Genomic DNA, 26,996 nt, shown 5'->3' on the forward strand with positions numbered 1-26,996 from the left:
CCCACGCACCGCACGGGTTCCGGTGACACCATGTCCACAGGCCGCCGACTGGTGTCGGACCGGCGTGCCACGATGAGGCAGTCATGAACGTTCTCGCGGCGCTGACGGACGACATGCTCGCCCGTCACTTCGACTCCCGGACGTTGACCCGCGCCCGCGGGTACGTCTCCCGCGTCCGCGGTCGCCCGACCATCCATGATCTCCGAAAGGACGCGGTCACCGCCACGGCGTCGATCCAAGGCACCGATGTGACGCCGTACCACGTCGAGTTCCATGCCGACGTCGGGACGCCGGCGAACAGACCGTCCGGCAGGAGCACGGCCGAGGAATGGGTGGCGAGCGTCTGCAGCTGCCCGGTGGGGAACCAGTGCAAGCACGGCGCCGCCCTTGCCCTTGTACTGCGGCAGTCGTTCGTCGGCACCGCGGCCGCCCCGGCGTGGCAGCGCCAGCTCGACGCCCTCGCCACCGAGTTGGCGGACCAACACACGCCGGTGGCTCCGACCGAGTTCGCGTTGCAGTTCTCGCTGGCGCCTCCCAGCCGGTACAGCTACTCCGCCCTGCCGAGCTTCCACCTGCGTCCCATGCGTCGGGGTAGCCGGGGAAAGTGGATCAAGGGTGGCGCGAGCTGGTCCGATCTCGGTGAGGCGCTGGCAGCGCGCCGGGTCCCACCCGAGCACGAACAGGCCCTGGAGGCCCTGCATACCGGACTCGACCCGCGCCTGATGCCCGGCCGTTCGGAGACTCCCTCACTCGGTCACTTCAGTCATCACCTCCCCCGTCAGCTCCGCGCCGCGGCCGCGGCGGGCGTCGAGTTCCTCACCACGGGCGGGGTTCGTTCGGTCAGCGTGCTGCCCGATCCGGTCGAGCTCGCTGCGAGCGCCACGGCACGGGAGGGCAGCACGCGGTTCGCGCTGGGGGTCGCCGTCGGCGGCGAGGTGTGGCAGGGCGAGTGCCTGGTCCTTCCCGGCGGGCCGTACCCCCAGATGGCCGCGCTCTACGACTCCGGTCATCTGCAGATCGCCGAACTGACCGAGCCCGTCCCCACCGCGGCCCTCCGGCTCGTGCAGGGCGGGCCGGTCGATATCCCGGCGGCCGATCTCGAGGCCTTCCGCGAGCGCCTCGCCGGACTGGTCCGGCATGTCGCCGTCCACTCCCCCGACGGCTCCATCGAGGTGCCGGAACGGCTGCGTCCCACGTTGCACGTAGCCGTCGAGTGGGTGAGTTCCGTCGAGGCCGAGCTCGCGTGGACATGGCGGTACGGGACGTCCCGCCAGGTGGCGGTGGGCGGCGCCGACCCTCTTGGCGGCGTGCGTGACCACACGGCCGAGCAGGAGATCCTCGAACGCGTCCCGGACGGGCTGCGCAGCCGCTCCTCGGTCCGCGGCGGCGACGCGCTCTCATTCGCCATCCATGACCTCCCGTTCCTCCGGGATCTCGCCGACGTCGAGGTCAGCGAACGGCAGCGCCCGGACTTTCGCGAGGCGACCGAGCCACCCGAGATCAGCTTCGACGTCCTCGATCCCGAGGCCCCGCCGGACGAGGACGATCCGAGTTACACCGACTGGCTCGACCTCACCGTCACCATCACGGTGGCCGGCGAGACGGTGCCGTTGGTGCTCGTCCTGGCGGCACTGACTCTCGGCGAGGACTTCGTCGTCCTGCCGAGCGGACTGTATATGCCGACGGACATTCCCGAGTTCACCGGGCTGCGCGAGGTGGTCGAGGCGGCCTCGCAGCTGCAGGACCGGGACGGGGACCGGCTGCGCGTGGGCAAGCACGACCTCGGCGTATGGGCGGAACTGGCCGAGGTCGGCGTCGTCTCCCGCCAGGCGAACGAATGGGTGGAGCGTGCGCGGGCGCTGCGCGACCTGACCGAGATCCCCCGTCCGGAACCGGTCGGGCTGGCCAGCGAGCTGCGCAGCTACCAGCAGGAGGGCTTCTGGTGGCTGGCGTTCCTCCATCAGCACGGGCTCGGCGGCATCCTCGCCGACGATATGGGACTCGGAAAGACGCTGCAGGTGCTCGCGCTCATCCAGCACGCACGCAGTGCCGGAAGCGAGTTGCCGTTCCTCGTCGTCGCACCCACCAGTGTGGTCACCGCATGGGAACACGAGGCCGAGCGGCACGCGCCGGGCCTGCGGGTCGGCGTGGTGCGGCGACGCACCGACGACGTCGCGGCGATCGCAGCCGAGTCCGACGTCGTCCTCACCACCTACACCCTGCTGCGTCTGGGGCAGGACGCTTACGCCGCCCTCGGCTGGGCGGGACTGATCCTCGACGAGGCGCAGCAGGTCAAGAACCATCAGGGCAAGACGTACGCGGCCGTGCGCAGGGTCGAGGCGGACTTCCGACTGGCGATGACCGGGACGCCGTTCGAGAACCGGCTGATGGAGCTGTGGTCGCTGCTCTCGCTCACCGTCCCAGGGCTGTACCCGTGGCCACGGCAGTTCGCTGACGAGGTGGTCAAGCCGGTCGAGCGCGACGGCGACGCACGGGTTCTGGAGCGGTTCCGCAGGCGCATACGCCCGTTTATGCTGCGGCGCACCAAGGAGCTGGTCGCGGCCGACCTCCCGCCGAAGCAGGAACAGATCCTCGACGTCACGCTCACGCCCAAGCACCGCAAGCTTTACGACGCGTGGCTCGCGAAGGAGCGGCAACGCATCCTCGGGTTGGTGGCCGACTTCGACCGCAACCGGGTGGCGATCTTCAGCGCACTGACCAAACTCCGTCAGCTCGCGCTCGACCCAGCGCTCATCGGCGAGGACGAGGCCGCCGGGTCGGCCAAGCTCGACGTCCTGCTCGAGCACCTGGCAGAGATCACCGCCGAAGGACACCGCGCGCTGGTGTTCAGCCAGTTCACCTCGTATCTCGAGCGGGTCCGGGCCGGGCTCGACAGGGCCGGTATCACCTCGACCTACCTCGACGGTTCCACGCGCGAGCGTGCCAGGGTGATCGAGGAGTTCCGGTCCGGCGCGGCACCGGTGTTTCTCATCAGTCTCAAGGCCGGCGGATCAGGGTTGACGTTGACCGAGGCGGACTACGTGTTCGTGCTCGATCCGTGGTGGAACCCCGCGGCCGAGGCTCAGGCGGTCGACCGGGCGCACCGCATCGGGCAGGACCGCAGTGTCCACGTGTACCGCCTCGTCGCGGCGGACACGATCGAGCAGAAGGTGATGGAGCTCAAGGCACGCAAGGCCGAGTTGTTCGCTCAGGTCATCGACGGTGACGGCACCGGGTCTGCGGCCATCGAGGCCGAGGACATCCGACGGCTCTTCGTGGACTGAAGGGTCGGCCTCTCGAGGTCCGATGGGCCTGTCGAGCCGAGCAGGCTCGGGTTGACCCGGCTTTCCGCCACCCGGACCGCCTGACGCTCGTGGCCCGGGCGTCGCCCTCCGACGGTCGGTGGTGACGGCCGGCGCCGACTCAGCCCTGAGGCGGAAGGCCGTACGCCCGCTCGGGTCGTACGCGCAGCACAGCCCGGTCGTCGGCGACCATGGCGCGGCGGTAGTCGTCCCAGTCCGGGTGCTCACCGGCGAGGTCGCGGTAGAGCCGGACGAGCTCCTCGACGACGTCGTCGTCCGGAGCGGCAGCGGGTGGTGTCACCTCGGCCGGCCCTTCGAGCACGACGTAGGACCAGAAGTCGGGCCCGTTGACGTGGATGGCCGCCCAGGGTTCACGGCGAACGTTGTGGTACTTGGCGCGATCCGCGGTGACGGAGACGCGAATGATGCCGTCGCCATCGGTGTGCTGCGAGACGTTGGACAGCTGCGGCCGGCCGTCGCGGCGCATCGTCACCGCCACGGCCTGGGATCGGGCACCGGCGATATCGAGGGCGTGTGCGAGCTCCATGACAACGGCAAGCAACGGGCTCCCGGGTCTATTCCGGACGGTGGGTCCGTCGCGCGTCGGGCGCCGGGTACGGTGGCGACCGGACGCAGAGGAGGACGAGTGGGCGCGAGGTCGGCGGAGCCGCTGTGGACCCGCGACTTCCTTCTCGCCACCGGCGTGAACCTCTGCGCGGCGACCGTCTTCTACATGCTCATGACCACCCTCGCCCGGTACGCGGCCGAGGAGTTCGGCGCGGGTGACGCGCTCTCGGGCCTGGCGGCCAGCATGTTCATCGTCGGGGCCATCGCCGCGCGGTTGGTCGGCGGCAATCTCCTCGAACTGATCGGGCGCCGCCGCACGGTGGTCCTGGCGATGACGCTGTTCCTGTTGGCCTCGGTGAGCTACCTGCCGACGACGTCGCTCGGCCTCCTGCTCGCCGAGCGGTTCGTCCACGGCGCCGCCTTCGGCATGACGAGCACCGCGACGATCACCATCGCGCAGAGCACCATCCCGCCGCTCCGGCGCAGCGAGGGCACCGGCCATTTCACCCTGAGCAACACGGTCGCCACCGGCCTCGGCCCGTTCCTCGGTCTGACGCTCATCGATGTCGTCGGATACCCGGGGCTGTTCTGGGGCGCGGTGGCCTTGGCCGCTGCGGGTCTGGCTGTCGGGACGGGCTTGCGTGCACCCGACCTGAGCCTCACCACTGCCGAACGGGCGCGGCTACGACGATTCCGGCCGCGAGACACGCTGGCCGGCGAGGTCGTGCCCATCACCGTCTTCGTGGGAGTGATCGCCGCCGCCTACGCGGCGATCATCACGTTCCTTGATTCCTACGCCAATGCGGAAGGGCTCGCCGTCGGAGCGGGTGCGTTCTTCCTCGTCTTCGCGGCTGTGCTGTTCGTTGCGCGGCTCGTGGTGGGCCGGATCCAGGACCGCCGTGGCGACAACGTAGTGCTCTTCCCGGCTATCGCCTCGCTGGCGGTCGGGTTCGCGGCGCTGGCGTTCGCCTCGAACGACATCATGGTCATCGTCTCCGCGGCCTTCGTGGGGTTCGGCTGGGGCACCATCCTCTCCTCCTCGCAGGCAATCGCCGTCGCACTCGTCTCACCCGCACGGCTCGGCAGCGCGGTCTCGACCTACTACCTCGCCGTCGACATCGGCACCGGGTTCGGTCCGGCCCTGCTGGGGTTCGCCGTCACGGCGGTGGGTTACCGGAACACCTACGGCCTGCTCGCTGTCGTGGTCCTCGCCTCGGCAGGCTTGTACCACGCGGTGCACGGGCGAGACTCGTCGAAGACCGCAGCCGAGCGCGACGCGCGCTGACCGGGCACCCTCGACCGGGCCCGGGGACGGGGTCGTTCAGCTCACGGCCGCGTCCAGTCGGGCCACGAAGGATTCCGCAGCCCGCACCTTGGCACGCAACTTCGTCCGGCGCTCGTCCGCCGTCGTCCGGACGCGGGCAAGCGCCTCGAGGAGCTCGTGGCGCTCGTCGTCGGACAGGTCAGCCGCGGCCAGGCGGTCCAGGACGGAGAGGACCTCTCGCATCTCTTCGACCGTGAAGTCGAGCGGCTTCATCTGCTTGACCAGTTCGAGACGTTCGACGTCGCGCTCGGTGAACAGGCGGAATCCGCCCTCGGTCCGGCTCGACGGCGTCACCAGGCCCACCTCGCCGTAGTAGCGGATCGTCCGCAGCGACAGGCCCGTACGTTCGGCCACCTCGCCGATCTGCATGCGCTCTCTCATCGGGCCTCCTCCGGAGCGAGCCTAACCCGGCGGCCCGAGAGCAGGGTCACCGAGACAGCACTCTTCCGTTACGTTAAGGTTGCTGCTGGCGACGCCGCCCCGGCCCGCGAGTCGGATCGCCACTGCCAGGTGTGATGACGCGCCGCCCCCGACCATGACAGACCATCGGGCGCTCGGCGCGCCCACCGACCTGGAGGCCGTGTGCCGCTCATCGATGCTTTGCGCCCCGACCCCGCACCGGAACGCCGCAGCAAGCAGGACCGGGACGATGCCGGTTCCGTCCGCGCCGCCCTCGGTGATCCGCGCCGGCTGCGCACCGAGGTCCTCGGCGGCCTCGTCGTCGCGCTGGCGTTGATCCCCGAGGCCATCTCTTTCTCACTGATCGCCGGCGTCGACCCCCGGGTCGGGCTCTTCGCGTCGTTCACGATGGCCGTCGCGATCTCCATCTTCGGCGGCCGGCGCGCCATGATCTCGGCCGCGACCGCGGCGACCGCCCTGGTCATCTCCCCGCTCGTGCCGCTGTACGGTCCCGAGCGCGGGCTGGAGTACATCATCGCCGCCGTCATCCTGGGCGGCGTCATCCAGGTGGTTCTCGGTCTGCTCGGGGTCGCCAAGATGATGCGGTTCATCCCGCGCTCGGTCATGGTCGGCTTCGTCAACGCGCTGGCGATCCTCATCTTCATCGCTCAGCTGCCGCACCTGTTCGGCGTGCCGTGGTACGTCTACGTCCTGGTCGCTGCGGGCCTCGCCATCATCGTTCTCTTCCCGCGCCTGACCACCGTGGTCCCCGCGCCGCTCGTCGCCATCGTCGGTCTGACCACGGTCACCGTCGCCTTCGGCATCGCTGCGCCGAACGTCAGCGGCGAGGGTGCGCTTCCGGACTCGCTGCCCACGCTCCTGGTCCCGGACGTACCGCTGTCGCTCGAGACGCTGGAGATCGTCGCGCCCTACGCCATCGGTATCGCGCTGGTCGGGCTCATGGAGTCCCTGATGACGGCCAAGCTCGTCGACGACATCACCGATACTCACTCCGACAAGACGCGTGAGGCCTGGGGCCAGGGCGCTGCCAACATCATCACCGGCTTCTTCGGCGGCATGGGCGGCTGCGCCATGATCGGGCAGACCATGATCAATGTGAAGTCGGCCGGGTCCCGCACGCGGATATCGACCTTCCTCGCCGGCGTCTTCCTGCTGATCCTGGTCGTGGCGCTCGGCGACATCGTCGGCCTGATCCCGATGGCCGCGCTCGTCGCGGTGATGATCATGGTCTCCGTCGCCACCTTCGACTGGCACTCCGTGCAGCCGTCGACCCTGCGCCGGATGCCCAAGTCGGAAACCACCGTGATGCTGGTGACTGTGGTGGTCACGGTCGCCACCCACAACCTCGCGTACGGCGTCATCACCGGCGTCATCGTCGCGGCGCTGATGTTCGCCCGGCGCGTCGCGCACTTCACGCAGGTCGTCGACGTGGCGCACCCGGACGAGAACACGCGGGTGTACAAGGTGATCGGTGAGCTGTTCTTCGCCAGCTCGAACGATCTCGTGTACCAGTTCGACTATGCCGGAGACCCGGAGAACGTCGTCATCGACATGTCCGACTCACACATCTGGGACGCCTCCACGGTCGCCGCCCTGGACGCGATCACGACGAAGTACGCCGCCAAGGCCAAGAAGGTCACCATCACCGGCTTGAACGATGCCAGCGCGGCGCGGCACGAGCGCCTCGCCGGCCACCTGTCCGCCGGGCACTAGACCGGCGGCGGGTTGGTCGCCGCGCGATCACATGCCGAATCGCCGCCGCAGCTCCCGGGCGTGCCGACGCGAGACCTCGACCCGGCTGCGCTGACGGTCGTTCATCACAAGAACCAACGCGCCGCGGAAGTCGGGGACCATCTCGCGCACGTGGTCGAGGTTCACCAGGTAGGCGCGGTGGGTGCGGAAGAAGTGTCCGCGCAGGCGCCTCTCCAACTCGTTGAGGGAGAACGAGACGAGCAGTCGTTCGTCGGCGAGCTTGAGCGAGGTGTACCCCCGGTCCGCGGCGGCGTAGACGATCGATGCACCGTCGACGAGCACGGTCCGCCCGTCCTTCTGCACCGGGATGCGGACCAGTGGTTCGACCTCGGATACACCGGCACGTGCCTCCGGTGCCCGCTCCCCCGCCTCTGCGCGCTCCGCGCCCCCGGTCAGGGCGCGGTCGAGCGCGCGGCGGAGCCGGTCGGCATCGAACGGCTTGACGAGGTAGTCGGCCGCGGACAGGTCGAACGCCTCGACGGCGTGATCCGGATAGGCGGTGGTGAAGATGACCTTCGGTCGGTGCGGGTGTTCCTGCAGTGCGGCCGCCACGTCCAGCCCGCTCCCGCCCGGCATCCGGACGTCGAGCAGGACCAGGTCGTAGTCGAGTGAGCGCAGGAGAAGGAGGGCCTCCTCCCCGTTCGTCGCCTCGCCGACCACCTGGACCTGGCCGACCTCCTCGAGCAGGTAGCGCAGTTCCTCCCTGGCCGGGGCTTCGTCGTCGACGATCAGGGCGCGGGGGCGCATTCGCACAGCGTACTGGCGCGCGTTCCCCACCCGCTCCCCCGCGCGGCCGCCGCCACTCGTCAACCACGTGCCCACTCGTCAACCATGTGCCCACTCGTCAAAGATCTGCCGGTCGGGTCCGGGCGCACATGAATGACCAATCGGCACAGATATGACAAGTCGCGGGTATGGGTCAGCGCAGGGGGACGCGCAGGTCGACCACGGTGCCGCGGCCCGCGGTCGAGGAGATGCTCAGGTCGTACCGCTCGCCGAACAGTGAATCGAGCCGCTCGGAGATGTTGCGCAGCCCCACGCCGCCCGACCGCGGGGAGCGGTCACCGTCGTCGGGCGCCGGCTCACCGTGGGTCAGGCGCGCCAGCACGTCGGGCTCCATGCCGACACCGTCGTCCGAGACCCGGATCGAGGTAGTGCGGGTGAGCGGGTCCACCCGGGCCTTGAGGTGGATCGTCCCGCCCTCGACCTTGTCCGCGATGCCGTGCTTGACGGCGTTCTCCACCAGCGGCTGGATGGTGAGCACCGGCACGCGGGTCGTCAGCACCTGCGGGTCGATGTCGTAGCGCACGCGCAACCGGTCCCCGTAGCGCGCCTGCTCCAGCGAGAGGTAGGTCCGCACGAAGAAGTACTCCTGCGCGAACTCGGCGAAGTGGCCGTCCTGGCGCACCGCGTACCGGAAGAAGTCCGACAGGCGCAGCAGCAGTTGCCGGGCGTCCTCCGGGTCGGTGCGGGCCTTGGAGGCGATCGTATTGAGGATGTTGAACAGGAAGTGCGGATTGATCTGCGCCCGCAGCGCATCCAGCCGTGCATGCGCCGACAGCCGCCGCTCCCGGTCCATCTCGGCCAGCTCCAGGTGCAGGGAGAGGATGCTGGCCATGTCCTCGACCAGCCCACGTGGCGGCGGGTCGGGGTGGACCCGGTAGACGCCGAGGATGCCCACGACGCGCGACCCGATCGCCAGCGGTGCCACGACCGCCGAGACGAGAGGGCAGTCTGGTTCGGTGCAACCCAGGTGCTCCGGCCTGGTCACCGTCACGGTGCGCTGCTTCTCGATCACCTCGGCCGTGACCCGGGTCTGCGGCGCCCCACCGACGCGGTGGTGGTCGGCACCCGGGCCGACGAAGGCCAGCACCTGCTCACGGTCCGCGATGGCGACGGCGTCCCCGCCGACCACCGGCTTGAGCAGTTCGACGGTCCGGCGCGCGGCGTCGGGCGTCAGACCGGACCTCAGCGGCATGGACCGCCCGGCTGCCGCGATCGGCTGCACCCGGGGATCGCGCGGAGCGGGGCGCGAGGAGGCGCGAGGACCGCGGAGGGCGGACGGATACCCGAGCACGGCCGCCACCGTCAGCGCCGTCCCGGTGGCAAGCGTCGGCAGCACCCCGAGCGGGGGGTCCACGAACTGCTGCGTGACGAGGTACACCAGCGTCCAGACGCCGACGACGACCCCGGCGAGCAACGCGCTACCGCTGCGCACGGCGGCCTCCTCGGCGTTCGGTGCGACGACCGGCGACGGTGAGCCGGGCCAGCCGCTCGGCCTGCCGGTCGGCCGCGGTGCCGTGCATCCGCACCCACGCCGCGTCAACGTCCGGCGGGGGCTCGGTCCGCCGCGAGACCAGGACCGTCACCGCCGCGGCGATCGGCGCCGCGACAAAGGTCGGCGTCACCAGCAGTTCCTTCAGCGCCGACGGGGCCAGCGAGTTGCCCGTGGTGAACATGACGACGGCGAGCACCGCACCGGTGATCATGCCGGCGGTCGCGCCGCTCGCCGTCGTCCCGCGCCACCAGATCGCCAGCGCGAAGACCGGCGTGAAGGCGCAGCCCGCGATGGCGAACGCCCAGGTCACCATGGTCGCCACCAGTGACGGCATGGCCGGGGCGAACGCCTCGGGTCGCAGCGCCAGGGCGAGCACCGCCGCCGCGCAGGCCGCCACGAGGGTGGTGGCGCGCCCCGCGGTGACGGCCTGGCGCTGCGTGGCACGCGGGTTGATGTGCCGCTCGTAGACGTCATGGCCCCAGGTGGCCGCCGAGGCCAGCAGGAGGCCGGCGATCGTCGACATCAGCGCGACCAGCGCACCCGCGGCGACCACACCGAGACCCGCTTCCCCGCCGAAGATACGGCCGAGCACCGGCAGGGCGTGCTCGGGAACGGTCAGCACGCCCTCGACGGTGAGGTCCTCGAGCCACGGATGGTCCGCCACGGCGTCCGGGATGAGTGCACGAGCCGCCGTGCCGAGCATCACCGCGAGCGCATAGAACATCCCGGCCAACGCGAGAACCCACACCGTGGTCGTGCGGGCGGCCTTGCCCGTCGGAGAGGTGAAGTAGCGGTTCATCACGTGCGGCAGTCCGGCGGTCCCCATGGCGAGGGTGACCACCAACGCGAACTGACCGAGCCGGCCGTACCGCGCACCGGGTTCGCCGAAGGTGGCGGGCTGCGCGCCGTCGATCCGGTTCACCTCCTCCTGCAGGACCCAGCCGTCGGCGTCGCGGCTGGGGTTCGCCAGTGGTTCGGCGCTCAGGGCGTCGACCGCGTCCCCGTACCGGAATCCCTCACCGATGACGACGGCGGCGAGCCAGACCAGCGCGACGAGCAGGAGCAGGAACTGGACCGCCTGGTTCCAGGTGGTCCCCCGCATGCCGCCGAAGGCGACGATCGCCGCGACCACAGCGGTCGAGAGCAGTACACCGGTCGCGTAGGGCGAGAGCCCGAAGAACCCCTCGCCGACGAGCAGCTGCCAGGTGATCCCACCACCCACCGACTGCGGGATGAGGTAGGAGAGGATGACGAGCTGGACGACGGCGACGGCGACCAGCCGCACACGTTCGGAACCGAGCCGGCGCCCGAGGAAGTCCGGGATGGAGAACTCGCCGTAGCGCCGTAGCGGGGCTGCGACGAAGAGCAGGACGGGGACGAACCCCGCGGCGAAGCCGACGGCGTACCAGGCGCCGTCGAGACCAGAGACATACACGGCCGCGGCGACGCCGAGGAAGGACGCGGCCGAGAGGTAGTCACCGCAGATCGCCCACGCGTTGGTGACGATGCCGACCTTCTGGCCCGCGAGGTAGAAGTCCAGGGTGGAGCTGCCGCGCGGGCGCATCACCACCGACACGCCGACCACCACGGCCAGCACGGCCAGCAAGGTGGCGAGGCTCGTGGTGTTCACGCGTGCGGCCCGGGGAGGCGGTCGGGCTCGTCGGCGTCCTCGGTGCCGGTGCTGGTGGCCTCGGAGCTGCCGCCGCCGAGCATCCGGGACTCGACCGCACTGGACAGGCTCGCCGCGGCGATGCCGACGACGGCGAAGACGGCGTACAGCCCGAAGGCCGCCATCGCGAAACCCGGGCTGATGTTGCCGACCAGCCGGGCCTCGGACCACCAGCCGAGCGTCAGGGACAGGACCGGGAAGCCCCCGACCACGACGAGAAAGACGAGGAAGTAGCCCACGGCGACGCGCCGCAGCGTGCGGAAGGCTGCATCGACCTCCGCCGGCGTGTCCGTGGAGTCCAGGCCCGGCGGCTCGGCAGCGCCGTCGGACGCGCCGATGCCGCCCGTCCCGAGAACCATGGCGGGCACCTTAACGCGGGCAGCTCACCGACGGCGCTAGGAGCGGGTGAGGAGTTTGTACCCGGTCCGGAGCAGGACTGCGGCACCGCCGCCGGCCAGCACCAGCCCCATCCCGGGCAGCAACGAGCCCCAGCTGTCACTGACCGCAGAGAGGTACACCAACCGCGCCAGCTGCCAGCCGACGATCACCCCGACGCCGAGCCCGGCGACGAGCACGTGGCCGAGCGCGATCTTGCGGTACGGCAGCAACGCGCCGGCGATCGCGATGAAGCCGGCGCTCAGCGTCCACAGCCCGGGACCGGCCAGGCCCGGTAGGGATCCGGCCGGAAAGATGACCCATGGGAAGAGGGAGCCGAGGACAGCGAGCAGACCACCGAGCAGCATCCCGAGACTGCCGGGATGGAAGACGCCTCTGGCGCCTGCGTGCGCCTTGCCGGCGGCCGTGCCGGCCGTGCTCGTCGTCGAGGACATACCGCGATGATATGCGCAGCGGACCCGACACCGGCACGTCTCGGGGGCGGTGAAGTCCTCGAACGGTCGGCTCGGATCCACGAGTGGTCCCTCTCGGCCCGTGAGCGGACCCAGTGTGGCGCGCTGCCCGGTCACGCGCGGTTTGCGACCGTTCGACGATCGGCGTGCGCCGTCGGCGGCGATTGGCTTGTGCGGGCCGCGACGGGTGCGCTTTTCTCCCAGCACCGGACGTGCCCTGGGTAAAGCCGCCCAGGGTGCTCGCGAGGAAGGGAGCGTCCTGTGGAGCGCACGGCGCACGAGAACGACCCGGGGGGTACCTCCCCGCCCGGGGGCAACGGCTGGAGGCAGCAGTACTGGCGGAAGAACCTCCGGCTGATGCTCGTCCTGTTGATCATCTGGTTCGTGGTCTCGTTCGGCTTCGGTGTCCTGCTGATCGAGCCGCTGAACCAGATCGAGGTGTTCGGGTTCCCGCTGGGTCTGTGGTTCGCCCAGCAGGGTTCGATCTACACGTTCGTCATCCTGATCCTCGTGTACGCGGTGCGGATGGACCGCCTCGACGACGAGTTCGGCGTGAGCGAGCGCAACGGGGACGGTGAGCGGCTGTGAGCGACATCCAGACCTGGACCCTCGTCTTCATCGTCATCACCTTCGGCATCTACATCACGATCGCGTGGCGATCCCGCGTCAAGGAGACGGCCGGCTTCTACGTCGCCGGTCAGGGCATTCCGACGGTCGCCAACGGCGCCGCCGTCGCGGCGGACTGGATGTCCGCGGCGTCGTTCATCTCCATGGCAGGCCTGATCGCGTTCCTCGGCTCCGACGGCTCGATCTACCTCATGGGGTGGACCGGCGGGTACGTCCTGCTGGCGCTGCTGCTCGCGCCGTACCTGCGCAAGTGGGGCAAGTTCACGGTCCCGGAGTTCGTGGGCGACCGTTACTCCGAGGCGGTCCGGATCATCGCGGCGCTTGCCGCGATCATCGTCTCCTTCACCTACGTCGTGGGTCAGATGAACGGCGGGGGCATCGTGTTCAGCCGGTTCCTCGGCCTGGACATCACCGGTGGGGTCATCGTCGCGGCGATCATCATCTTCGCCTACGCGGTCCTCGGCGGCATGAAGGGCATCACCTGGACCCAAGTGGCGCAGTACACGGTGCTGATCATCGCGTACCTCATCCCCGCAGTGGCGGTTGCGCAGCAGATGACCGGCATCCCGATCCCGCAGGTCTCGTTCGGCCAGATCCTCGGCGAGCTGGATGCGCTCAGCCAGCAGTTCGGACTGGACGCGTTCACCGATCCGTTCAGTGCCCGGCCGCAGATCGACGTCTTCCTCGTGACGATGTCGCTGATGGTCGGTACGGCGGGCCTGCCGCACGTGATCATCCGCTTCTACACGACGAAGTCGGTGCGTGGTGCGCGGTGGTCGGCGTTCTGGGCCCTGTTCTTCATCTCCCTGCTCTACACCACTGCTCCGGCCGTGGGGGCCTTCACCAAGTTGAACCTGTTGCAGGGCGTGCAGGGCGTCTCTGCCGACGAGTTGCCGAGCTGGGTGGTCAACTGGCAGCAGACGGGCCTGGTCAGCGTGGCCGAGGGCGCCTCGACGATCGAGACCGTCAGCAACGACGCCACGTCGGGTGCTGATCTCATCGTCAACAACGACATCCTCGTCCTGGCCAGTCCGGAGATCGCGGGCCTGCCCGCGCCGATCATCGGCCTCGTGGCAGCCGGCGGTATGGCGGCGGCCCTGTCGACGGCAGCCGGCCTGTTACTGGTCATCTCCTCGTCCTTCTCCCACGACCTGTTCTTCCGGGTCGTCAAGCGGAAGACGACCGACGCCCAGCAGCTGCTGGCGGGGCGGGTCGCCATGGGCCTGGCGGTGCTGATCGCGATCTACTTCGGGATCAATCCCCCGGCCTTCGTCGCCCAGGTGGTCGCGTTCGCGTTCGGGCTGGCGGCGTCGACGTTCTTCCCGATTCTGCTGCTCGGCATCTTCTGGAAACGGGCGAACGGCATCGGTGCCGTCTGCGGCATGGTGGCGGGCCTGATCTTCACCGCGAGCTACATGATCTACACGCTCGAGGTGTTCGGGACCTCCGCCAACGACCACGTTCTCGGGATCAGTCCCGAGGGGATCGGCGCGATCGGCGCGGTGGTCAACCTGGTGATCACCGTGGTGGTCTCCCTGGCCACCCGGCCGCCGTCGGAGCACGTGCAGGAGATGGTCGAAGAGATCCGTTATCCCGCGGCTCGGGTCACCTCCGGGGAGCGCTGAGCCGCCGATCGCTGCGGGACATCGTGAGGCCGGGCGCCGCGTGGCGCCCGGCCTCACGGCATGTCACCGCTCGTCATGCCACGGCTGGTACCCGCAGGGCGTGGCCGGCCTCCGCCGGGGCGTTCAGGTGGACCGGTGCGGAGACGTCGGCCGGCGTGGAGACCTGACTGCTGCCGCCTCCACCGTTGTCGTCACCGCCGCCGCCACCGCCGCCGTCACCGCTGGTCTCGACGAGCCATTCGACCTCGAGCTCGTCGGCCGCCATGTCGATGGAGACGACGCCGAGGATGCCGCCGAGCGAGAGGTCCGGCGAGATCTCACACCGACCCGACCGGCCGCCCTGGCGGCAGTCGGCGGTGACCGGCACGTCGGCACCGGCGAGGATGCCGCGCGCGACCGTCGGCTCGTCGTCGCTCAGAACGGGCTGCAGATTGTTGATCTCCCGCCGCGCGGACTGGGGCAGGTTGCGCTCCAGCGAGCCGTCCTCGAGCTGGGTGCCGTCGCTGAGCGTGCCCGGCAGGGACAGCCCGCACCCGGCCTCGAGACTGCTGGACGCGACGCATTCCTGCGCAGATTCGAGAACAGCGTTCCGGAACTCCTCGACCGCCTGATCCGTCAGCGTGGGCTCCAGGCTCGACGTGTCGTACGACTGCGCCTGATCGACCACGACGGTGCTCTCCCCCTCGAGCTCGAACCGCTCCTGGGGTAGGGAGATCTCGTAGGCACCGGGGAAGACTGGCCGGCTGCCCGCGGTGATCTCCTGGCCGTTGACCGTGGCGCCGAGCTGCTCGAGGGACTGGCTGAAGTCCAGGCTCGCGAGCGGATTCTCCAGGAGCCACTTGCCGTTGCCGTGCGGGTCGCTCACGGTGAACGCCGTGCTGACGTCCTGGTCCCCGAGTCGATAGGTCACCGGGACGTCGACGGTGTCGCTCGCGTCACCGACGTCCTCGACCGTGAGCTCACTGATGGGCGCCTGCTCCTGAGCCGCGCCGAGGACGTCGTCGCTGAGGAAACTGGTGTCACCAGGCTGCTCGCTCGAAGGCAGGTAGGACAGCGCACGCGCGGCGTCACCGTCGGCGATGGCGGTCATGTATCCCTCGACGAGCGCGGTCGGGTTCGGGGTTGTCATCGGTGCCGCTGCCTTCATGTCTTCCGGCCCGGGCTGCGAGAACCACCACACGGCTCCCGCGGCCACGGCCGCGACCACGACGACGCCACCGACGATGCCGGCGATCGCCCCGGCTCCGAAGCGTCGCTTCTTCTGCGGTTGCTGGTCGGGGTAGCTGCCCGGGGCGCCAGGTGCCGGGCTCTGCCCGTATCCGGAGTGGTCCCACTGCCCCGGCGGATACTGGCCCGGAGGCGGCGCCTGCTGCCCTTGGCCGGGGTAGGGACCTTGACCGGGGTACTGCCCCTGGCCCTGGTACGGCCCCTGCCCCTGGCCCTCGTACGGACCCTGGCCCTGGCCCTGGTACGGACCCTGCGGCTGGTGCTGCGCCGGCTGGCCGTACGGCGCCTGCTGCTGACCGTAGGACTGCTGCTGACCGTAGGACTGTTGCTGCCGACCGTAGGACCCCTGTCCGGGTGGCCCCTGTGGGCTGCCTTGCGCGGCCCACGGCGCAGCCGGCGGACCCGGCTGCGAACCAGCCTGGTCGCCACTCCAGTTTCCTTGGTCGTCCTGACGCCACTGTCCCGGCGTCTGCCCCGCCTCGGGCCCGCTCGACGGCGGTGGTTGCGGCGAGGCACTTGGCCTCTCGCCTGCCGCCGGCGGTTCCGGCATCGGCGGTCCCTGCGGTGGCGGCGGACCTTGCGCCGGATTCGCCGGTGGTACCTGCCCCGGCTGGTCGCCGTCGGGTGTGCCGCCGTCGTGACGGTCCTGTTGACTCATGTCCGGGCCCCCTCGTAGCTCCCTCGCAGGCTATCCCCCTGACGGAGCCGATTCCCTGCGGTCCGCGTGGGGAGTTCTCCCCTGTCCACGTCGGGGCAGGTCGGGAGCTCGCTGCGCGCCGGATCCGGCCTGGGCGGCGGGCCGCACGGTGGCCTCGGCGGAGCCCTTTGCGGATCAGCGTCGCGGCGGCAGGAGTGACTCCTCGAGCACGCGGCCCTCGCTCGCGGACGGCGGACGGACCCCGAGCAGGTGGGAGATCGTCGGGGCCACGTCGACCAGGCGCGGGTTGTGCGGTGCCGCGCCCGGGCGAATGCCCGCACCGCTGAGCAGGAAGGCCAGCTCGAGCTCCTGCGAGGTGCCGTGGCGGCCGCGGGTGTAGGGCTGGTCGCCGGTGAACATCGCCCAGCCAGGCTCCGGTTCGACGACGAGGTCCCCGTAGACGCCGGCCATCCGCATCTCGGCCTGTGCGGTCTTGTCGTAGACCCCGCCGATTCCCTCGACCGAGGTGATCGCCTCCTCGACCTGCGCGAGCGCCTCGGCGTCGCCGGCAAGATCGCCGACGAGGTGCACGGAGGTGAGGCCGCCACCGGCGAGGACCACCTCGGTCCCCTCGGACGGAGAATCGCCGCTGCTGACCCACTCGGCCTCGAAGCCGGCGTCGTCGATCGCGGCTTCCACCTGCGGACCGTTGACGTGGTCGTAGGAGGTCATGCCGTGGTCGCCCACGAGCACGAACGTGGTCCGACCGAAGGTGCCGGCGCGGCGGGTCGCGTCGACGACCCGGCCGATCTGCTCGTCCACGTGCGTCAACGCCTGGTCGATCTCCGCACTGTCGTCACCGGTAGCGTGACCGGCCGAATCCAGGTCGCTGCAGTACACGGCGAGCAGATCGGGCACCTCGGGCACCGTCACCTCGGTACCCCCGGAGTCCACCGGCTCACCACTGAGGATCGCGACGGCGTCGTCCGCCCGCTGTGAGCACTCGCCGCCGGGCTGGGTGTACAGCGCATCCGGGTTCCCGTACGTGACGCCGCGATTCTCGAGGATGAACCACTGGGCGGAGGCGAGGGTCCGGCCCTGTGCGGTCAATGACTCCCCCAGGGTCTCGACCGCGATGTCCCGGGACTGTCCCTCCACCACGCCGCTCTCACGGTCGAGGTAGTACGCGGCGTTCCCGGTGACGTCGGGATACGTGCCGGTGGCCACCGAGGACCACGACTGGTTCGTCACGGTGGACATCACGCCGGTGCCCGTGGTCACCGATCCGCGGCGGGCGAGCGCCTCGATGTTCGGCAACGGCACCCTGCCGTCGAGGTACTCAGCGTCGAAGCCGTCGATCGCGAAGAGCACCACCCGGTGGGGCGGACGCTCCCCCATCCCAGGTGACGCGATGGCGGACGGCATGGTGGCGGCACCGGCGATCAGGGTGACGGCGGTGGCGACGGTGGCGGTGACGCGGCGCCGGCGTCGGCGCATCGTTACTCCCTCGGATGAGACTTGGCGGCCGACGAGCATGCTGGCGTACCGGTCCGAACACGTCCGCAACGAGTCACGAACGTCTCGTGAACGCGTGTAGTGGCCGGACGAGGGTGCCGTCACCGCCCCGAGGAACCGGCCGCAGCCGTCCACCATGGTGCGGCGTCCTCACCTCTCCCGTCGGACCCGGAGCATGGACCACGAGCCCGGCGCCAGTTCGCCGACCGGCTCGTCGTCCTCGAGCAAAGCGCCAGGGGCCACGGCGGGAGTCAGCCCCTGGTTTCCCGGGCCGTTGGTGGCGGTCAGGTCAGGTCCGGTCAGCGTGGTGCGCTCGACAGTCCGGCGGCCGGGAGCGGCCCCGCGGAGGTCGATGTGGGGTCTGACCGCGGTGGTCGTCGAACGGTTGACCACGAAGATCACGTGCTCGTCGGCGTCCTTCCGGACGGCCGCCACGTCGAGCACGGGGACGTCGTCGTGCTCGCTGGTGGAGACGCGGTCACAGGTGACGCTCGGCTGCAGTGCCGTTCCGCGGCCGTGCCGCGCGGTCAGCGCGAACGGGTAGAAGGTGGTCTGCCGCCACAGCTCTCCAGCACCCGGCTCGGTCCTGATCGGGGCGATGACGTTGACGAGCTGGGCGAGACACGCCATGCGCACACGGTCACCGGCGCGCAGGATCGAGTTCAGGAAGCTGCCGACCACGAGCGCGTCGGCCAATGTGTACTCATCCTCGATGAGGCGCGGCGCGTGGGGCCAGTGCCCGAGATCGCGCGGGCGGGAGTTGTACCAGACGTTCCACTCGTCGAACGAGAGCGACATGTGCCGGTTGTGCCGCCCGGCGGCACGCGCGTAGTCGACGCTGGAGATGACCGAACGGATGTACTCGTCGATGTCGAGTCCGGCTGCCAGGAAGTCCGCCATGTCCGGGTACTTGTCCGGATCGGCGTACATGTGCATCGAGACATGGTCGACGTGCGGGTAGGCGTACTCCAGCACGGTCGCCTCCCACCGTGCGAACGTCGGCATGATCGGTTTCGACGTGCCGCACGCGACGAGCTCGATCGACGGATCGGTCCGTTTCATGGCGACGGCGGTCTGTGCCGCCAATTTGCCGTAGTCCTCGGCGGTTTTGTGCCCGAGCTGCCACGGGCCGTCCATCTCGTTGCCGAGACACCACACCGTGACGCCGTACGGATCGGCCGTGCCGTTCGCGCGGCGCATCTCCGAGGCCGGCGTGCCGCCCGGGATGTTGCAGTACTCCAGGAGCCGGACGGCGTCGGCGATCCCCCGGGTGCCGAGGTTGACCGCCATCATCGGCTCGGCCTGGACGGTCCGGCAGTACCGGAGGAACTCGTCGGTCCCGACCTGATTCGACTCGACGCTGCGCCACGCGAGGTCCAGCCGCTCGGGCCGCTGCGCGCGCGGACCGACGCCGTCCTCCCACTCGTAGCCGGAGACGAAGTTCCCCCCGGGATACCGCAGGATGGTCGGTCCGAGCTCGCGCACGGCCTCGGCCACGTCGCCACGAAACCCGTCCTCGTCCGCGCTCGGGTGGTCCGGCGCGTAGATCCCGTCGTAGACGCACCGGCCCATGTGCTCGACGAACGATCCGTAGATGCGAGGGTCGACCTCGGCGATCTCGTAGTCGTCGTCGAGGACGATCCGTGCTGCGGTCATGGCACTCCTTCTCCTCCGCACCTGTGCGTGCGGTCCGGGTACTGAGGTTGGTCATGCGTCGTGACGGGTTGTGCTCCGGCGATTGGCGACGGCCCGGACTCACTGACCGCCGAGGCCGGTGGTGGCCACGCTCTGCACGATCTGACGTTGGAAGAGCATGAACACGATGATCAGCGGGAGCCCGGCGAGGGTGGCGGCCGCCATCTCCTGCGAGTAGATCTCGCCGTAGGCGCTGAGCACGTTGGGCAGACCCACCGGAACCGTCATCAGCTCCGGCTCGCTCGTGACGATGAACGGCCACAGGAAGTTGTTCCAGGCGTTGATAAACACGAAGATCGACACCGCGGCCAGGATCGGCCGGGACAGCGGCAGGACCACGGACCAGAAGATCCGCAGACGGGACGCGCCGTCGATCCGCGCCGCCTCCTCGAGCTCGATCGGGATGCCGTCGAAGAACTTCTTCAAGATGAAGACCATGACCGGAGCGATGACCTGTGGCAGGGCGATGCCCCAGTAGGTGTCGACGAGGCGCCAGCTGACCATCTGCTGGAAGAGCGGCACGACGAGGATCTGGGGCGGCACCATGATCGACCCGACAGTGAGCGCGAAAAGCAGGCTCTTCCCACGGAAGGTCGTCCGGGAGAACGCGTAGGCGGCGAGTGAGGAGATCACCATCGTCAGGACCGTCACCATGACGGCGACGACGATGCTGTTGAGGAACCACGTCTGGATGTTTCCCGCGCCGAGGACGTCCCGGTAGGACTCTAGGGTGAAGCCGTTGGGAGGGATCCAGGACAGCGGCAGCGCGCCCGCGTCCGCCTCGGTCTTGAACGAGGTGTTCACGGCCCAGGCGAGCGGCAGCAGCCACAGGAAGGCCAGGGCGAGCAGCACGATCCACGTGACGATCCGTGGCCCCCAGGCGGTGCCGAGGAGCAGGCGTTCCTGGGGCGTCTGGACGGTCACGCTCCGCAGGCCTCGGCGCGGGCGACGGCCGGCCGCAGGCGGGGCGGCGGGCGTCGTGACGGTCGTGCTCATGCCGAGTTCCCCCTCTGTCGGGCGAGTCGCACCTGAATGATCGAGACGATGACGATGAGGGCGAGGAACAGGTAGGACAGTGCGGCGCCGTACCCGATCCGGTACCCGGTGAAGCCGATGTCGTAGACGTAGAGGAGCATCGAGCGGGTCGCCCCGTTCGGGCCGCCCTTCGTCATGAGGTAGATCTGGTCGAACACCTTCAGCGAGGACAGGATCTGCAGCGTCAGCACGACCCCGGTGATCCGGCTCAACTGCGGGATCGTGATGTTCCACAGCCGGCGCAACGGGCCGGCCCCATCGAGGGCCGCGGCCTCGTAGAGGTGATGCGGGATGGCCTGCAACGCCGAGAGATAGAGCAGGAAGTTGAAGCCTACGGTCCACCACACGGTGGCGATCGTGACGGCCCACATCGCCGCCCCCTCCTCGGAGATCCACCCGATCGGGGCCAGGCCGAGGGACGTGAGCGTCTGGTTGACCAGACCGAGGTTCTCCTCGAACAGCCAGCTCCAGATCATCGCGACGGTGGCGACAGGTAGCAGGTACGGCGCGAAGAACGCCAGGCGCCACAGCCACTGCCCGCGCACACCGGTGTAGACGGTGATCGCCATGACGAGAGCGACGACCACCAGCGGGACCGTGCTGATCAGCACGAAGAACAGCGTGTTGCCGAGCGAGCTCCAGGCATCCGGGTCACCGAGCGCCTCGGCGTAGTTCGCCAGCCCGACGAAGCTCGGCGCGTCCCCGACCAGGGACTCGTCCGTCAGGCTCAGCCAGGCTCCGTAGAGGATCGGCCAGATCATGAACAGGAGAAAGAAGACCAGGAACGGGACGACGAACCATCCCGGGGACCAGGAACGGCCCCGACGACGTCGTCGGGTCGGCGCATCCTGCCCGGACAGGTCCGGTGCCGGGGCAGGGGCAGTGTCGGTGCTCATCGAACTCCACCCTCCGTCGGGTCGGGGCCGGCGGCCTTCTGCTCGCAGTAGGCGATGAGGTCGGCGGTCGCCTGCTCGGGGTCCCGGCCCCGGATCGCGTCCTGCACGGCGAACCCGGCCTCGCGCTGGAACTCCGACCCGGATCCGGTGAACCAGGCCTCCGGGTCCAGGGCGCCGGTCTCCGCGGCGGAGACGTAGTCGCGCTGCGGCTCCATCTGTTCGTACTCGGGCGACTGCCGGACCGGTGCGTAGGCCGGGATATGTCCCGCCTCCGCCCAGGTGATGCTGGCCTTGAGGAACGCGGCCACGAACTGGTGCGCGTGGCGGCGCGCCTCCTCGTCGACCACGAGCTGCGCGGGCAGAACGAAGGCGTGCGAGTCGGTGGCCCCCGCGGGCTCACCGAGCACTGTCGGGAACGGGGAGACGCCCAGCTCCGGGACCACGTCACGGAAGGTGGTGAGTTCCCATTCGCCGTTGAAGTGCATCGCAGAGCGCTCATTGATGAACGAGGCCTCGGACGCGGCCGACTGTTCGTTGGGCAACGCCCGCTCACCGTTGAACAGCTCGCCGAGGAACGCCATCACCCGGTGCACGCCGTCGGCGTCGATGTCCGCCCGGCCGTCCACGAACTCGAACCGTGTGCCCTGCTGACGCAGGAGGGACCAGAAGATCCGCCACGCCTGCGAATCGTGATTGATGTGCCCGAAGCTCAACGGGAGCATGCCGCTCCTCGCCCCCAGCTCGTCCAGCGAGGACAGGAAGTCTTCCGCGCCGTCGAACTCGCGCAGCACACCGTCGGCGTCGAGCATGCCGACGGCGTCGAGCAGGTCACGCCGGTAGAACGCGACGAACGGATGGGTGTCCATGGGGATGGCGAGCTGCTCTCCGTCCACGCTGCCGCGCTCCCAGATGCTGGCGTCGAAGTCGTCGGCGCTCACCCCGAACTCCGCGAGGAGGTCCAGGTCGAACGGTTCGACAAGGCCGCCCGGGGCGTATCCGGGAATTCGCGACAGGTGGAGGATCGCGAGATCCGGGCCTCGGCCGCCCGCGGACGCCATGGCGAACTTGGTGTAATAAGGCTGGCCCCACTCCAGCACCGTCGACCGTGCGGGGGCCTCATCGGCGATCTCGGCGAGGATGCGCTCCAGGAGGACGCCGTCGCCTCCGGAGAAGAGATTCCAGAACCGGATGGCGTCCTCGCCCGAGGAGAAGTTGCCGGTCATCCCGGCGCACGAACTCAGCAACGGGGCGCTCAGGCCGAGCAGACCGGCCTGGAGCACCGTTCTGCGGCTCGGTGGCGACTCAGGTGAACTCATACCGACGCTCCTTCGCGAAGGGAGGATTCTCGGTCTCGGCCGGGCGCACAGTCGGCGGCGAGCGACGTTTCCGGCAGACGCACGTGCTCACTGCGCACCGTCGTCCCGGGTTCGAGCGTGGTACGGATCCGCGCGCCGTCGAGCAGATAGAACGGGATGGCATCGGACGGGGCGTCGGTGGCCAGCCGTGGCTCGACGCCGTCGATCTCGTGGTGGTGTCCGGCGACGCGCAACGAGGTCCCGGCGTCCAACCGCGCCGTGGTCACGCCGTACATGGTGACCGGGCCCGCGGCCGGCTCCGCGGCGGTCTCGGTGGACGTCCCGGCAAGCCGCCGCAGGCTGCGCACCGTCTCCAGTCCCATGAGGTGATGCGGGCGATAAAGGCACGCGTAGCGCCGATCACGGCTGATGACATGTCCCTTGCCGGCCAGGACCTCCGCCGTGGCCCGGTCGTGCACGCGCACGATCACGAAGACACCACCGGCGAAGCTCGCCTCGTCCGGTGTTCGGAGCTGGGTGAAGACGTCCACCACGCCGTCCGCCCGGCGGATGCCCCCGTGCTCGCTCGCCGCGTAGACGTCCGCGAGCTCCGGCACGCGCGCCGGCGGGTGGTGGAGGGTCGGCACGTCAGGTCTCAGGCCCAGCAGGTTCGCGGCCACAGTCATCTCGCAGACGTCGGCGGCCGAGGCCCGCACGAACGGAGCCAGCACCGCCGCGCGCCGGGCAAGTGTGCCACCCACGTCGTCGCCGATCCGCCAGTGGTCACTCAGCGAGGCGGCGTCGAACTCGGCGTCCGACAGTCGAGCGCGCCCGGTCGTGGGGTCGTGGACAACGTCGTACTCGCTCGACTTTCCGGCCGCGACGACGTCCAGGCCGCACTGCTGCGCCCAGGCGACGAGGTCGACCAGGTTGGCCGGTTGGTCGCCTTCGGCGGCGACGCACCGGACACCACGGTCACGGGCCAGGGCACCGAGCCGGCGACCGGCCACCGCCTGCGTCTCCTTGGTGACCATGACGACGTCGCGGCCGGCGTCGATAGCGGCGGTGGCCACCGCGTAACCCGTCGCCGCGTGCCCGGTTGCCTCGACCGTGACATCGTGCGGCACCTCCGCCAAGGTGTCGATCGACGCCGTCAGCGCGATCTGACCGCGCTCAACGGCACGGCGCGCGTCGGCCGGGCTACCGCATTCGGCGAGGTCGCCCTCGGCATAGCCGGCCTGCCGGCACACCGCACGCAGGCCGGCGACGTCCCGGTCGCACAACACGGCGGTCACCAGATCGCGGTGCCGACGCGCATGGGGGAGCAGAGTGCGCGCGAAGCCGCCGGCGGCACCGGTGACCGCGAGGCGTACGGGGACGGCAGCGTCCCGCACGGAAGGCTCGGACGGCGATGTCATCGGGCTCCTACGTCGTCGTGGTCGAGTCCAGATGTGAACGTGAACATGAACCTAGAGCTACTTCACATCTGCGTCAACATCTGTATCGTTCTTTCACATGGCGGATACCCCAGTGCCCCGTGGTGTCATCGCCGACGACCTGACCGGCGCGACGGACCTTGCCCTGATGACCTCCGAGCGCGGCCTGCGCACCGCCCTGTCGGTGGGACCGCCCGAAACGCCCGTGCCGGGCGACGTCGAGGCCTCGAGTCCGGACGTCACCGTCGTGGCGTTGCGGTCCCGTACGAGCCCGGTGGACGAAGCCGTGGCCCAGAGCGTGCGAGCGCTGCGCCGGCTCCGCGCACAGGGCGTCGGTTCGTTCTACTTCAAGTACTGCTCGACGTTCGACTCCACCACGAAGGGCAATATCGGGCCCGTGCTCGAGGCTCTGCTGGACGAGCTCGGCAGCGACCTCACCGTCGTCGTCCCCGCCTTTCCGGCGGCGCGCCGGACCGTGTACAAGAGCCGGCTGTTCGTCGGGGACGACGTGCTCGACGAGAGCTCGATGCGCGCCCATCCGCTCACGCCCATGCAGGACTCCCACCTGGTGCGCCTGCTGCAACCGCAGATGCGCGGCCGCGTCGGGGCCATCACGCTCGAGGACGTGCGTGGCGACCTGGCGAGAGCGCTCGAGCAGTGCCGCCAGCGCGGCGTACGGGCCGCCGTCCTCGACGCTGTGGCGGACGACGACCTCAAGACGATCGCTCGGGCGACCTCCGGCCTCCCGCTGACCACCGGGTCCGCGGGGCTGGCCGCGGCATGGGGACCAGGGGGCCCGTCCGCCGCCGTCCCGGTGACGGCGCCGGGCCCGTCCGTGAGCCTGGTGGGCAGTCAGTCCGAGACGAGCCGGGCTCAGGTCGCGCACGCTGCCGCGAGCCAGCCTGTCTTCGTGCTCGAGGTGCCGCGGGATCGGCAGACCGTCGCGGAGACCGTGACCGAGGTGGTGCACTGGTGCCAGGCCCGCTGGCGCGAGAACGCCGAACGTCCGGTTCTCGTGCACGCTCCGCCACCCACCCGTCCGCCGGATCCGCCCCAGGCGAACCTGCTGGAACAGACGTTCGGCGCGATCGCTTCCGAGCTGGCGGATCGGGGCGTCCGGCGCTTTGCTGTCGGCGGGGGTGAAACCTCCGGGAGCGTCGTCGACGCCCTCGGCATCCACATGCTCGATATCGGGCCACCGATCGCTACCGGCGTGTGCTGGTCGGTGGGACGTCGGGACGGCGACCCTGTGGCGCTCGCCCTCAAGTCGGGCAACTTCGGCGGGCCGGACTTCTTCCGGCGCGCGTGGGAACTCCTGTGACGGCGGCGCGCGCGGATTGGGAGATCGCCGACCACCTCGTGGCCGCAGGGCGCGCTGTCGTCGCGGCCGGCCTGTCCCCCGGATCCTCCGGCAACATCAGCGTGCGCACCGGCGACCGGATGCTCATGTCCCCCACCGGTGCACGCCTCGACGAGCTCAGGGTGGACTCCCTGGCGATCGTCGACATGGCGGGCGAGCACATCGGCGGCCCCAGACCGTCCAAGGAGAAGTGGCTGCACCGAGCGATGTACGCGCGCACACCTGAGGCTCGCGGTGTCGTCCACGTGCACAGCCGGCACGCCGTCGCCGCCTCCTGCCTGCCGGCGTGGCATAGCTGCAGTGCACTGCCGCCCCTGACGCCGTACTTCGTCATGCGGGTCGGCCAGACACCGTTGCTGCCCTACGCACCGCCGGGAGATCCCGGTCAGGCCGAGGAGCTGGAGACGCTCGACATCCCGTGCCGCGCGGTCCTGCTCCAGAATCACGGGTCGGTCGTGGCCGGCACAAATATCGCGAGTGCGGTGGACGCGGCCGTAGAACTGGAGGAGGCGGCGTGGTTGCGGCTCGCGCTGGCCGGATCCGGGCCGCGCACACTGCAGCAGGAGGAGGTGCTCGACCTCGCACGTCGTCACGGCACCCCCTGGACGGTCGACGTTGACAGCGAACGCACCGACGCCATGTGAAGTCTCGTGAACTTCCGATACAGTCGAACGGTGGGCGAGCCGCGTGTGGAGGAACCGACCGAGGCGATGATTCCGGAGCAACGTCGTGAACGGATCCTCTCCCTCCTCGAGGCGGAGACCGTGCTGTCGGTGCGCGAACTGACCCACCGCCTCGGCGTCTCCCACATGACCGTGCGCCGCGACATCGCGGCACTGGTGGACGACGGCCGGGCGAAGGCCGTGAAAGGTGGCGTCCGGCTGACTCGCCATCTGCGGTCGGAACCGAGCTACGAGACCAAGGCCGTGGCCCATCTCGAGCTCAAGCGAGCGATCGCGACCGAGGCGGCACATCGGTTAGGCGACGGCGCGGCGATCTATCTTGATGCGGGAACGACGGTCGCCGCTCTCGTGCCGGCGCTTCTCGATCTCACCGGCCTCACGGTAGTGACGAACGACTTCACGACGCTCGGCATGCTCATGGATCACGACGTCGAGCTGGTGCACATCGGTGGCCATGTCGAGTCACGCAACCGCTCGAGCATCGGGCGGCTCGCGGCCGCGACGCTCCGGAAGATCAACGTCGACGTCGCCTTCCTCAGTGCCAGTTCCTGGGACGGCCGGCGTGGGGTCACGACCCCCGCGGAAGCGAAGGTGGACGTGAAGAACGCAGCCCTGGAGGTGGCCTCCACCTCGATCCTGCTCGCCGACTCGACCAAGTACGGCACCTTCGCCATGCACCGGATCGCCGAGCTGCAGACGTTCGACGAAATCATCACGGACGACCGACTCGGGGAGCAGACGGCGACCGCGCTTCGTGCCGCGGGCGTATCGCTGACTCTCGCCGGCCAGCACTCGTCCTCCTGAG

The 26,996-nt window shown here is 69.8% G+C and carries 22 protein-coding genes; 8 read left to right on the top strand and 14 right to left on the bottom strand.

Annotated elements, in window-relative coordinates:
- The first annotated feature begins 83 nt into the window (after positions 1 to 83).
- A complete protein-coding gene (locus ACFSE6_RS17065; RefSeq protein WP_388010095.1) occupies positions 84 to 3,284 on the top strand; it encodes an SNF2-related protein in 3,201 nt (1,066 codons plus the stop codon).
- Between the two features lie 139 nt (positions 3,285 to 3,423).
- On the opposite strand, the gene ACFSE6_RS17070 is transcribed toward ACFSE6_RS17065, so the two are convergent.
- Positions 3,424 to 3,849, bottom strand: a complete 426-nt coding sequence (locus ACFSE6_RS17070) for a PPOX class F420-dependent oxidoreductase (RefSeq protein WP_388010098.1) — start codon at positions 3,847 to 3,849, stop codon at positions 3,424 to 3,426.
- Between the two features lie 99 nt (positions 3,850 to 3,948).
- On the opposite strand from ACFSE6_RS17070, the gene ACFSE6_RS17075 reads away from it, so the two are divergent.
- Entirely contained in the window at positions 3,949 to 5,154 is a 1,206-nt protein-coding gene (locus ACFSE6_RS17075) for an MFS transporter (protein WP_388010101.1), read from the top strand.
- A 36-nt stretch (positions 5,155 to 5,190) separates the two neighbouring features.
- On the opposite strand, the gene ACFSE6_RS17080 is transcribed toward ACFSE6_RS17075, so the two are convergent.
- Positions 5,191 to 5,574: a MerR family transcriptional regulator gene (locus ACFSE6_RS17080; RefSeq protein WP_388010104.1), complete on the bottom strand. Its 384-nt coding sequence runs from the start codon at positions 5,572 to 5,574 to the stop codon at positions 5,191 to 5,193.
- 219 nt (positions 5,575 to 5,793) lie between these two features.
- Here ACFSE6_RS17080 and ACFSE6_RS17085 point away from each other — a divergent pair, with 219 nt between their 5' ends.
- A complete protein-coding gene (locus ACFSE6_RS17085; RefSeq protein WP_388010433.1) occupies positions 5,794 to 7,326 on the top strand; it encodes a SulP family inorganic anion transporter in 1,533 nt (510 codons plus the stop codon).
- Between the two features lie 27 nt (positions 7,327 to 7,353).
- Here ACFSE6_RS17085 and ACFSE6_RS17090 read toward each other — a convergent pair whose 3' ends face one another.
- From ACFSE6_RS17090 to ACFSE6_RS17110, 5 genes are all read right to left on the bottom strand, one after another.
- Positions 7,354 to 8,112: a LytR/AlgR family response regulator transcription factor gene (locus ACFSE6_RS17090; RefSeq protein WP_388010107.1), complete on the bottom strand. Its 759-nt coding sequence runs from the start codon at positions 8,110 to 8,112 to the stop codon at positions 7,354 to 7,356.
- A gap of 172 nt (positions 8,113 to 8,284) precedes the next feature.
- Entirely contained in the window at positions 8,285 to 9,583 is a 1,299-nt protein-coding gene (locus ACFSE6_RS17095) for a sensor histidine kinase (protein ID WP_388010110.1), read from the bottom strand.
- The gene (locus ACFSE6_RS17100) at positions 9,570 to 11,273 is read right to left on the bottom strand and encodes a sodium/solute symporter (protein WP_388010113.1); all 1,704 of its coding nucleotides are present in this window, start codon (positions 11,271 to 11,273) and stop codon (positions 9,570 to 9,572) included. Before ACFSE6_RS17100 ends, ACFSE6_RS17095 begins: the two co-directional genes overlap by 14 nt.
- Complete coding sequence (locus tag ACFSE6_RS17105; protein WP_388010116.1) at positions 11,270 to 11,671, bottom strand: 6TM ABC transporter family protein; 402 nt, start codon at positions 11,669 to 11,671, stop codon at positions 11,270 to 11,272. Before ACFSE6_RS17105 ends, ACFSE6_RS17100 begins: the two co-directional genes overlap by 4 nt.
- A gap of 36 nt (positions 11,672 to 11,707) precedes the next feature.
- Positions 11,708 to 12,142 (bottom strand): hypothetical protein, encoded by a 435-nt coding sequence (locus ACFSE6_RS17110; RefSeq protein WP_388010119.1) that lies wholly within the window; start codon positions 12,140 to 12,142, stop codon positions 11,708 to 11,710.
- Between the two features lie 279 nt (positions 12,143 to 12,421).
- Here ACFSE6_RS17110 and ACFSE6_RS17115 point away from each other — a divergent pair, with 279 nt between their 5' ends.
- Both ACFSE6_RS17115 and ACFSE6_RS17120 read left to right on the top strand, forming a co-directional pair.
- Positions 12,422 to 12,748, top strand: coding sequence for a DUF4212 domain-containing protein (locus ACFSE6_RS17115; RefSeq protein WP_388010122.1), 327 nt, complete (start codon positions 12,422 to 12,424; stop codon positions 12,746 to 12,748).
- Positions 12,745 to 14,412, top strand: coding sequence for a sodium:solute symporter family protein (locus ACFSE6_RS17120; protein ID WP_388010125.1), 1,668 nt, complete (start codon positions 12,745 to 12,747; stop codon positions 14,410 to 14,412). The genes ACFSE6_RS17115 and ACFSE6_RS17120 overlap by 4 nt, the downstream gene beginning before the upstream one ends.
- A 73-nt stretch (positions 14,413 to 14,485) precedes the next feature.
- Here the strand turns inward: ACFSE6_RS17120 and ACFSE6_RS17125 are convergent, their stop codons facing one another.
- The 7 genes from ACFSE6_RS17125 to ACFSE6_RS17155 form a co-directional block, all read right to left on the bottom strand.
- Positions 14,486 to 16,297, bottom strand: coding sequence for a hypothetical protein (locus ACFSE6_RS17125; protein ID WP_388010128.1), 1,812 nt, complete (start codon positions 16,295 to 16,297; stop codon positions 14,486 to 14,488).
- A 174-nt stretch (positions 16,298 to 16,471) separates the two neighbouring features.
- Positions 16,472 to 17,773, bottom strand: coding sequence for an alkaline phosphatase family protein (locus ACFSE6_RS17130; RefSeq protein WP_388010131.1), 1,302 nt, complete (start codon positions 17,771 to 17,773; stop codon positions 16,472 to 16,474).
- 168 nt (positions 17,774 to 17,941) lie between these two features.
- Positions 17,942 to 19,447, bottom strand: a complete 1,506-nt coding sequence (gene arfA / locus ACFSE6_RS17135; RefSeq protein WP_388010134.1) for an arabinosylfuranosidase ArfA — start codon at positions 19,445 to 19,447, stop codon at positions 17,942 to 17,944.
- Positions 19,448 to 19,546: 99 nt separating this feature from the next.
- Positions 19,547 to 20,482 (bottom strand): carbohydrate ABC transporter permease, encoded by a 936-nt coding sequence (locus tag ACFSE6_RS17140; RefSeq protein ID WP_388010137.1) that lies wholly within the window; start codon positions 20,480 to 20,482, stop codon positions 19,547 to 19,549.
- Entirely contained in the window at positions 20,479 to 21,417 is a 939-nt protein-coding gene (locus tag ACFSE6_RS17145) for a carbohydrate ABC transporter permease (RefSeq protein ID WP_388010140.1), read from the bottom strand. The genes ACFSE6_RS17140 and ACFSE6_RS17145 overlap by 4 nt, the downstream gene beginning before the upstream one ends.
- Complete coding sequence (locus ACFSE6_RS17150; RefSeq protein ID WP_388010143.1) at positions 21,414 to 22,733, bottom strand: extracellular solute-binding protein; 1,320 nt, start codon at positions 22,731 to 22,733, stop codon at positions 21,414 to 21,416. The genes ACFSE6_RS17145 and ACFSE6_RS17150 overlap by 4 nt, the downstream gene beginning before the upstream one ends.
- Positions 22,730 to 24,130: a homoserine dehydrogenase gene (locus ACFSE6_RS17155; RefSeq protein ID WP_388010146.1), complete on the bottom strand. Its 1,401-nt coding sequence runs from the start codon at positions 24,128 to 24,130 to the stop codon at positions 22,730 to 22,732. The genes ACFSE6_RS17150 and ACFSE6_RS17155 overlap by 4 nt, the downstream gene beginning before the upstream one ends.
- 97 nt (positions 24,131 to 24,227) lie before the next feature.
- Between ACFSE6_RS17155 and otnK the strand changes: the two genes are divergently transcribed.
- From otnK to ACFSE6_RS17170, 3 genes are read left to right on the top strand one after another with little or no spacing between them, the layout of a single operon-like run.
- The gene (otnK, locus tag ACFSE6_RS17160) at positions 24,228 to 25,469 is read left to right on the top strand and encodes a 3-oxo-tetronate kinase (protein ID WP_388010153.1); all 1,242 of its coding nucleotides are present in this window, start codon (positions 24,228 to 24,230) and stop codon (positions 25,467 to 25,469) included.
- Complete coding sequence (locus tag ACFSE6_RS17165) at positions 25,466 to 26,152, top strand: class II aldolase/adducin family protein (RefSeq protein ID WP_388010156.1); 687 nt, start codon at positions 25,466 to 25,468, stop codon at positions 26,150 to 26,152. Before otnK ends, ACFSE6_RS17165 begins: the two co-directional genes overlap by 4 nt.
- Before the next feature lie 30 nt (positions 26,153 to 26,182).
- Positions 26,183 to 26,995: a DeoR/GlpR family DNA-binding transcription regulator gene (locus tag ACFSE6_RS17170; protein ID WP_388010159.1), complete on the top strand. Its 813-nt coding sequence runs from the start codon at positions 26,183 to 26,185 to the stop codon at positions 26,993 to 26,995.
- Position 26,996 lies beyond the last annotated feature (1 nt).

Source organism: Georgenia deserti, assembly GCF_042680605.1.
Taxonomy (GTDB): Bacteria; Actinomycetota; Actinomycetes; order Actinomycetales; family Actinomycetaceae; genus Allobogoriella; species Allobogoriella deserti.

Excerpts from the sequence above, each read along its gene's own strand:
- otnK (WP_388010153.1), top strand. The coding sequence starts at position 24,228 with ATGGCGGATACCCCAGTGCCCCGTGGTGTCATCGCCGACGACCTGACC.
- ACFSE6_RS17065 (WP_388010095.1), top strand. The coding sequence starts at position 84 with ATGAACGTTCTCGCGGCGCTGACGGACGACATGCTCGCCCGTCACTTC.
- arfA (WP_388010134.1), bottom strand. The coding sequence starts at position 19,447 with ATGACCGCAGCACGGATCGTCCTCGACGACGACTACGAGATCGCCGAG.
- ACFSE6_RS17090 (WP_388010107.1), bottom strand. The coding sequence starts at position 8,112 with ATGCGCCCCCGCGCCCTGATCGTCGACGACGAAGCCCCGGCCAGGGAG.
- ACFSE6_RS17140 (WP_388010137.1), bottom strand. The coding sequence starts at position 20,482 with ATGAGCACGACCGTCACGACGCCCGCCGCCCCGCCTGCGGCCGGCCGT.
- ACFSE6_RS17145 (WP_388010140.1), bottom strand. The coding sequence starts at position 21,417 with ATGAGCACCGACACTGCCCCTGCCCCGGCACCGGACCTGTCCGGGCAG.
- ACFSE6_RS17070 (WP_388010098.1), bottom strand. The coding sequence starts at position 3,849 with ATGGAGCTCGCACACGCCCTCGATATCGCCGGTGCCCGATCCCAGGCC.
- ACFSE6_RS17150 (WP_388010143.1), bottom strand. The coding sequence starts at position 22,733 with ATGAGTTCACCTGAGTCGCCACCGAGCCGCAGAACGGTGCTCCAGGCC.
- ACFSE6_RS17125 (WP_388010128.1), bottom strand. The coding sequence starts at position 16,297 with ATGAGTCAACAGGACCGTCACGACGGCGGCACACCCGACGGCGACCAG.
- ACFSE6_RS17105 (WP_388010116.1), bottom strand. The coding sequence starts at position 11,671 with ATGGTTCTCGGGACGGGCGGCATCGGCGCGTCCGACGGCGCTGCCGAG.
- ACFSE6_RS17155 (WP_388010146.1), bottom strand. The coding sequence starts at position 24,130 with ATGACATCGCCGTCCGAGCCTTCCGTGCGGGACGCTGCCGTCCCCGTA.
- ACFSE6_RS17130 (WP_388010131.1), bottom strand. The coding sequence starts at position 17,773 with ATGCGCCGACGCCGGCGCCGCGTCACCGCCACCGTCGCCACCGCCGTC.
- ACFSE6_RS17110 (WP_388010119.1), bottom strand. The coding sequence starts at position 12,142 with ATGTCCTCGACGACGAGCACGGCCGGCACGGCCGCCGGCAAGGCGCAC.
- ACFSE6_RS17080 (WP_388010104.1), bottom strand. The coding sequence starts at position 5,574 with ATGAGAGAGCGCATGCAGATCGGCGAGGTGGCCGAACGTACGGGCCTG.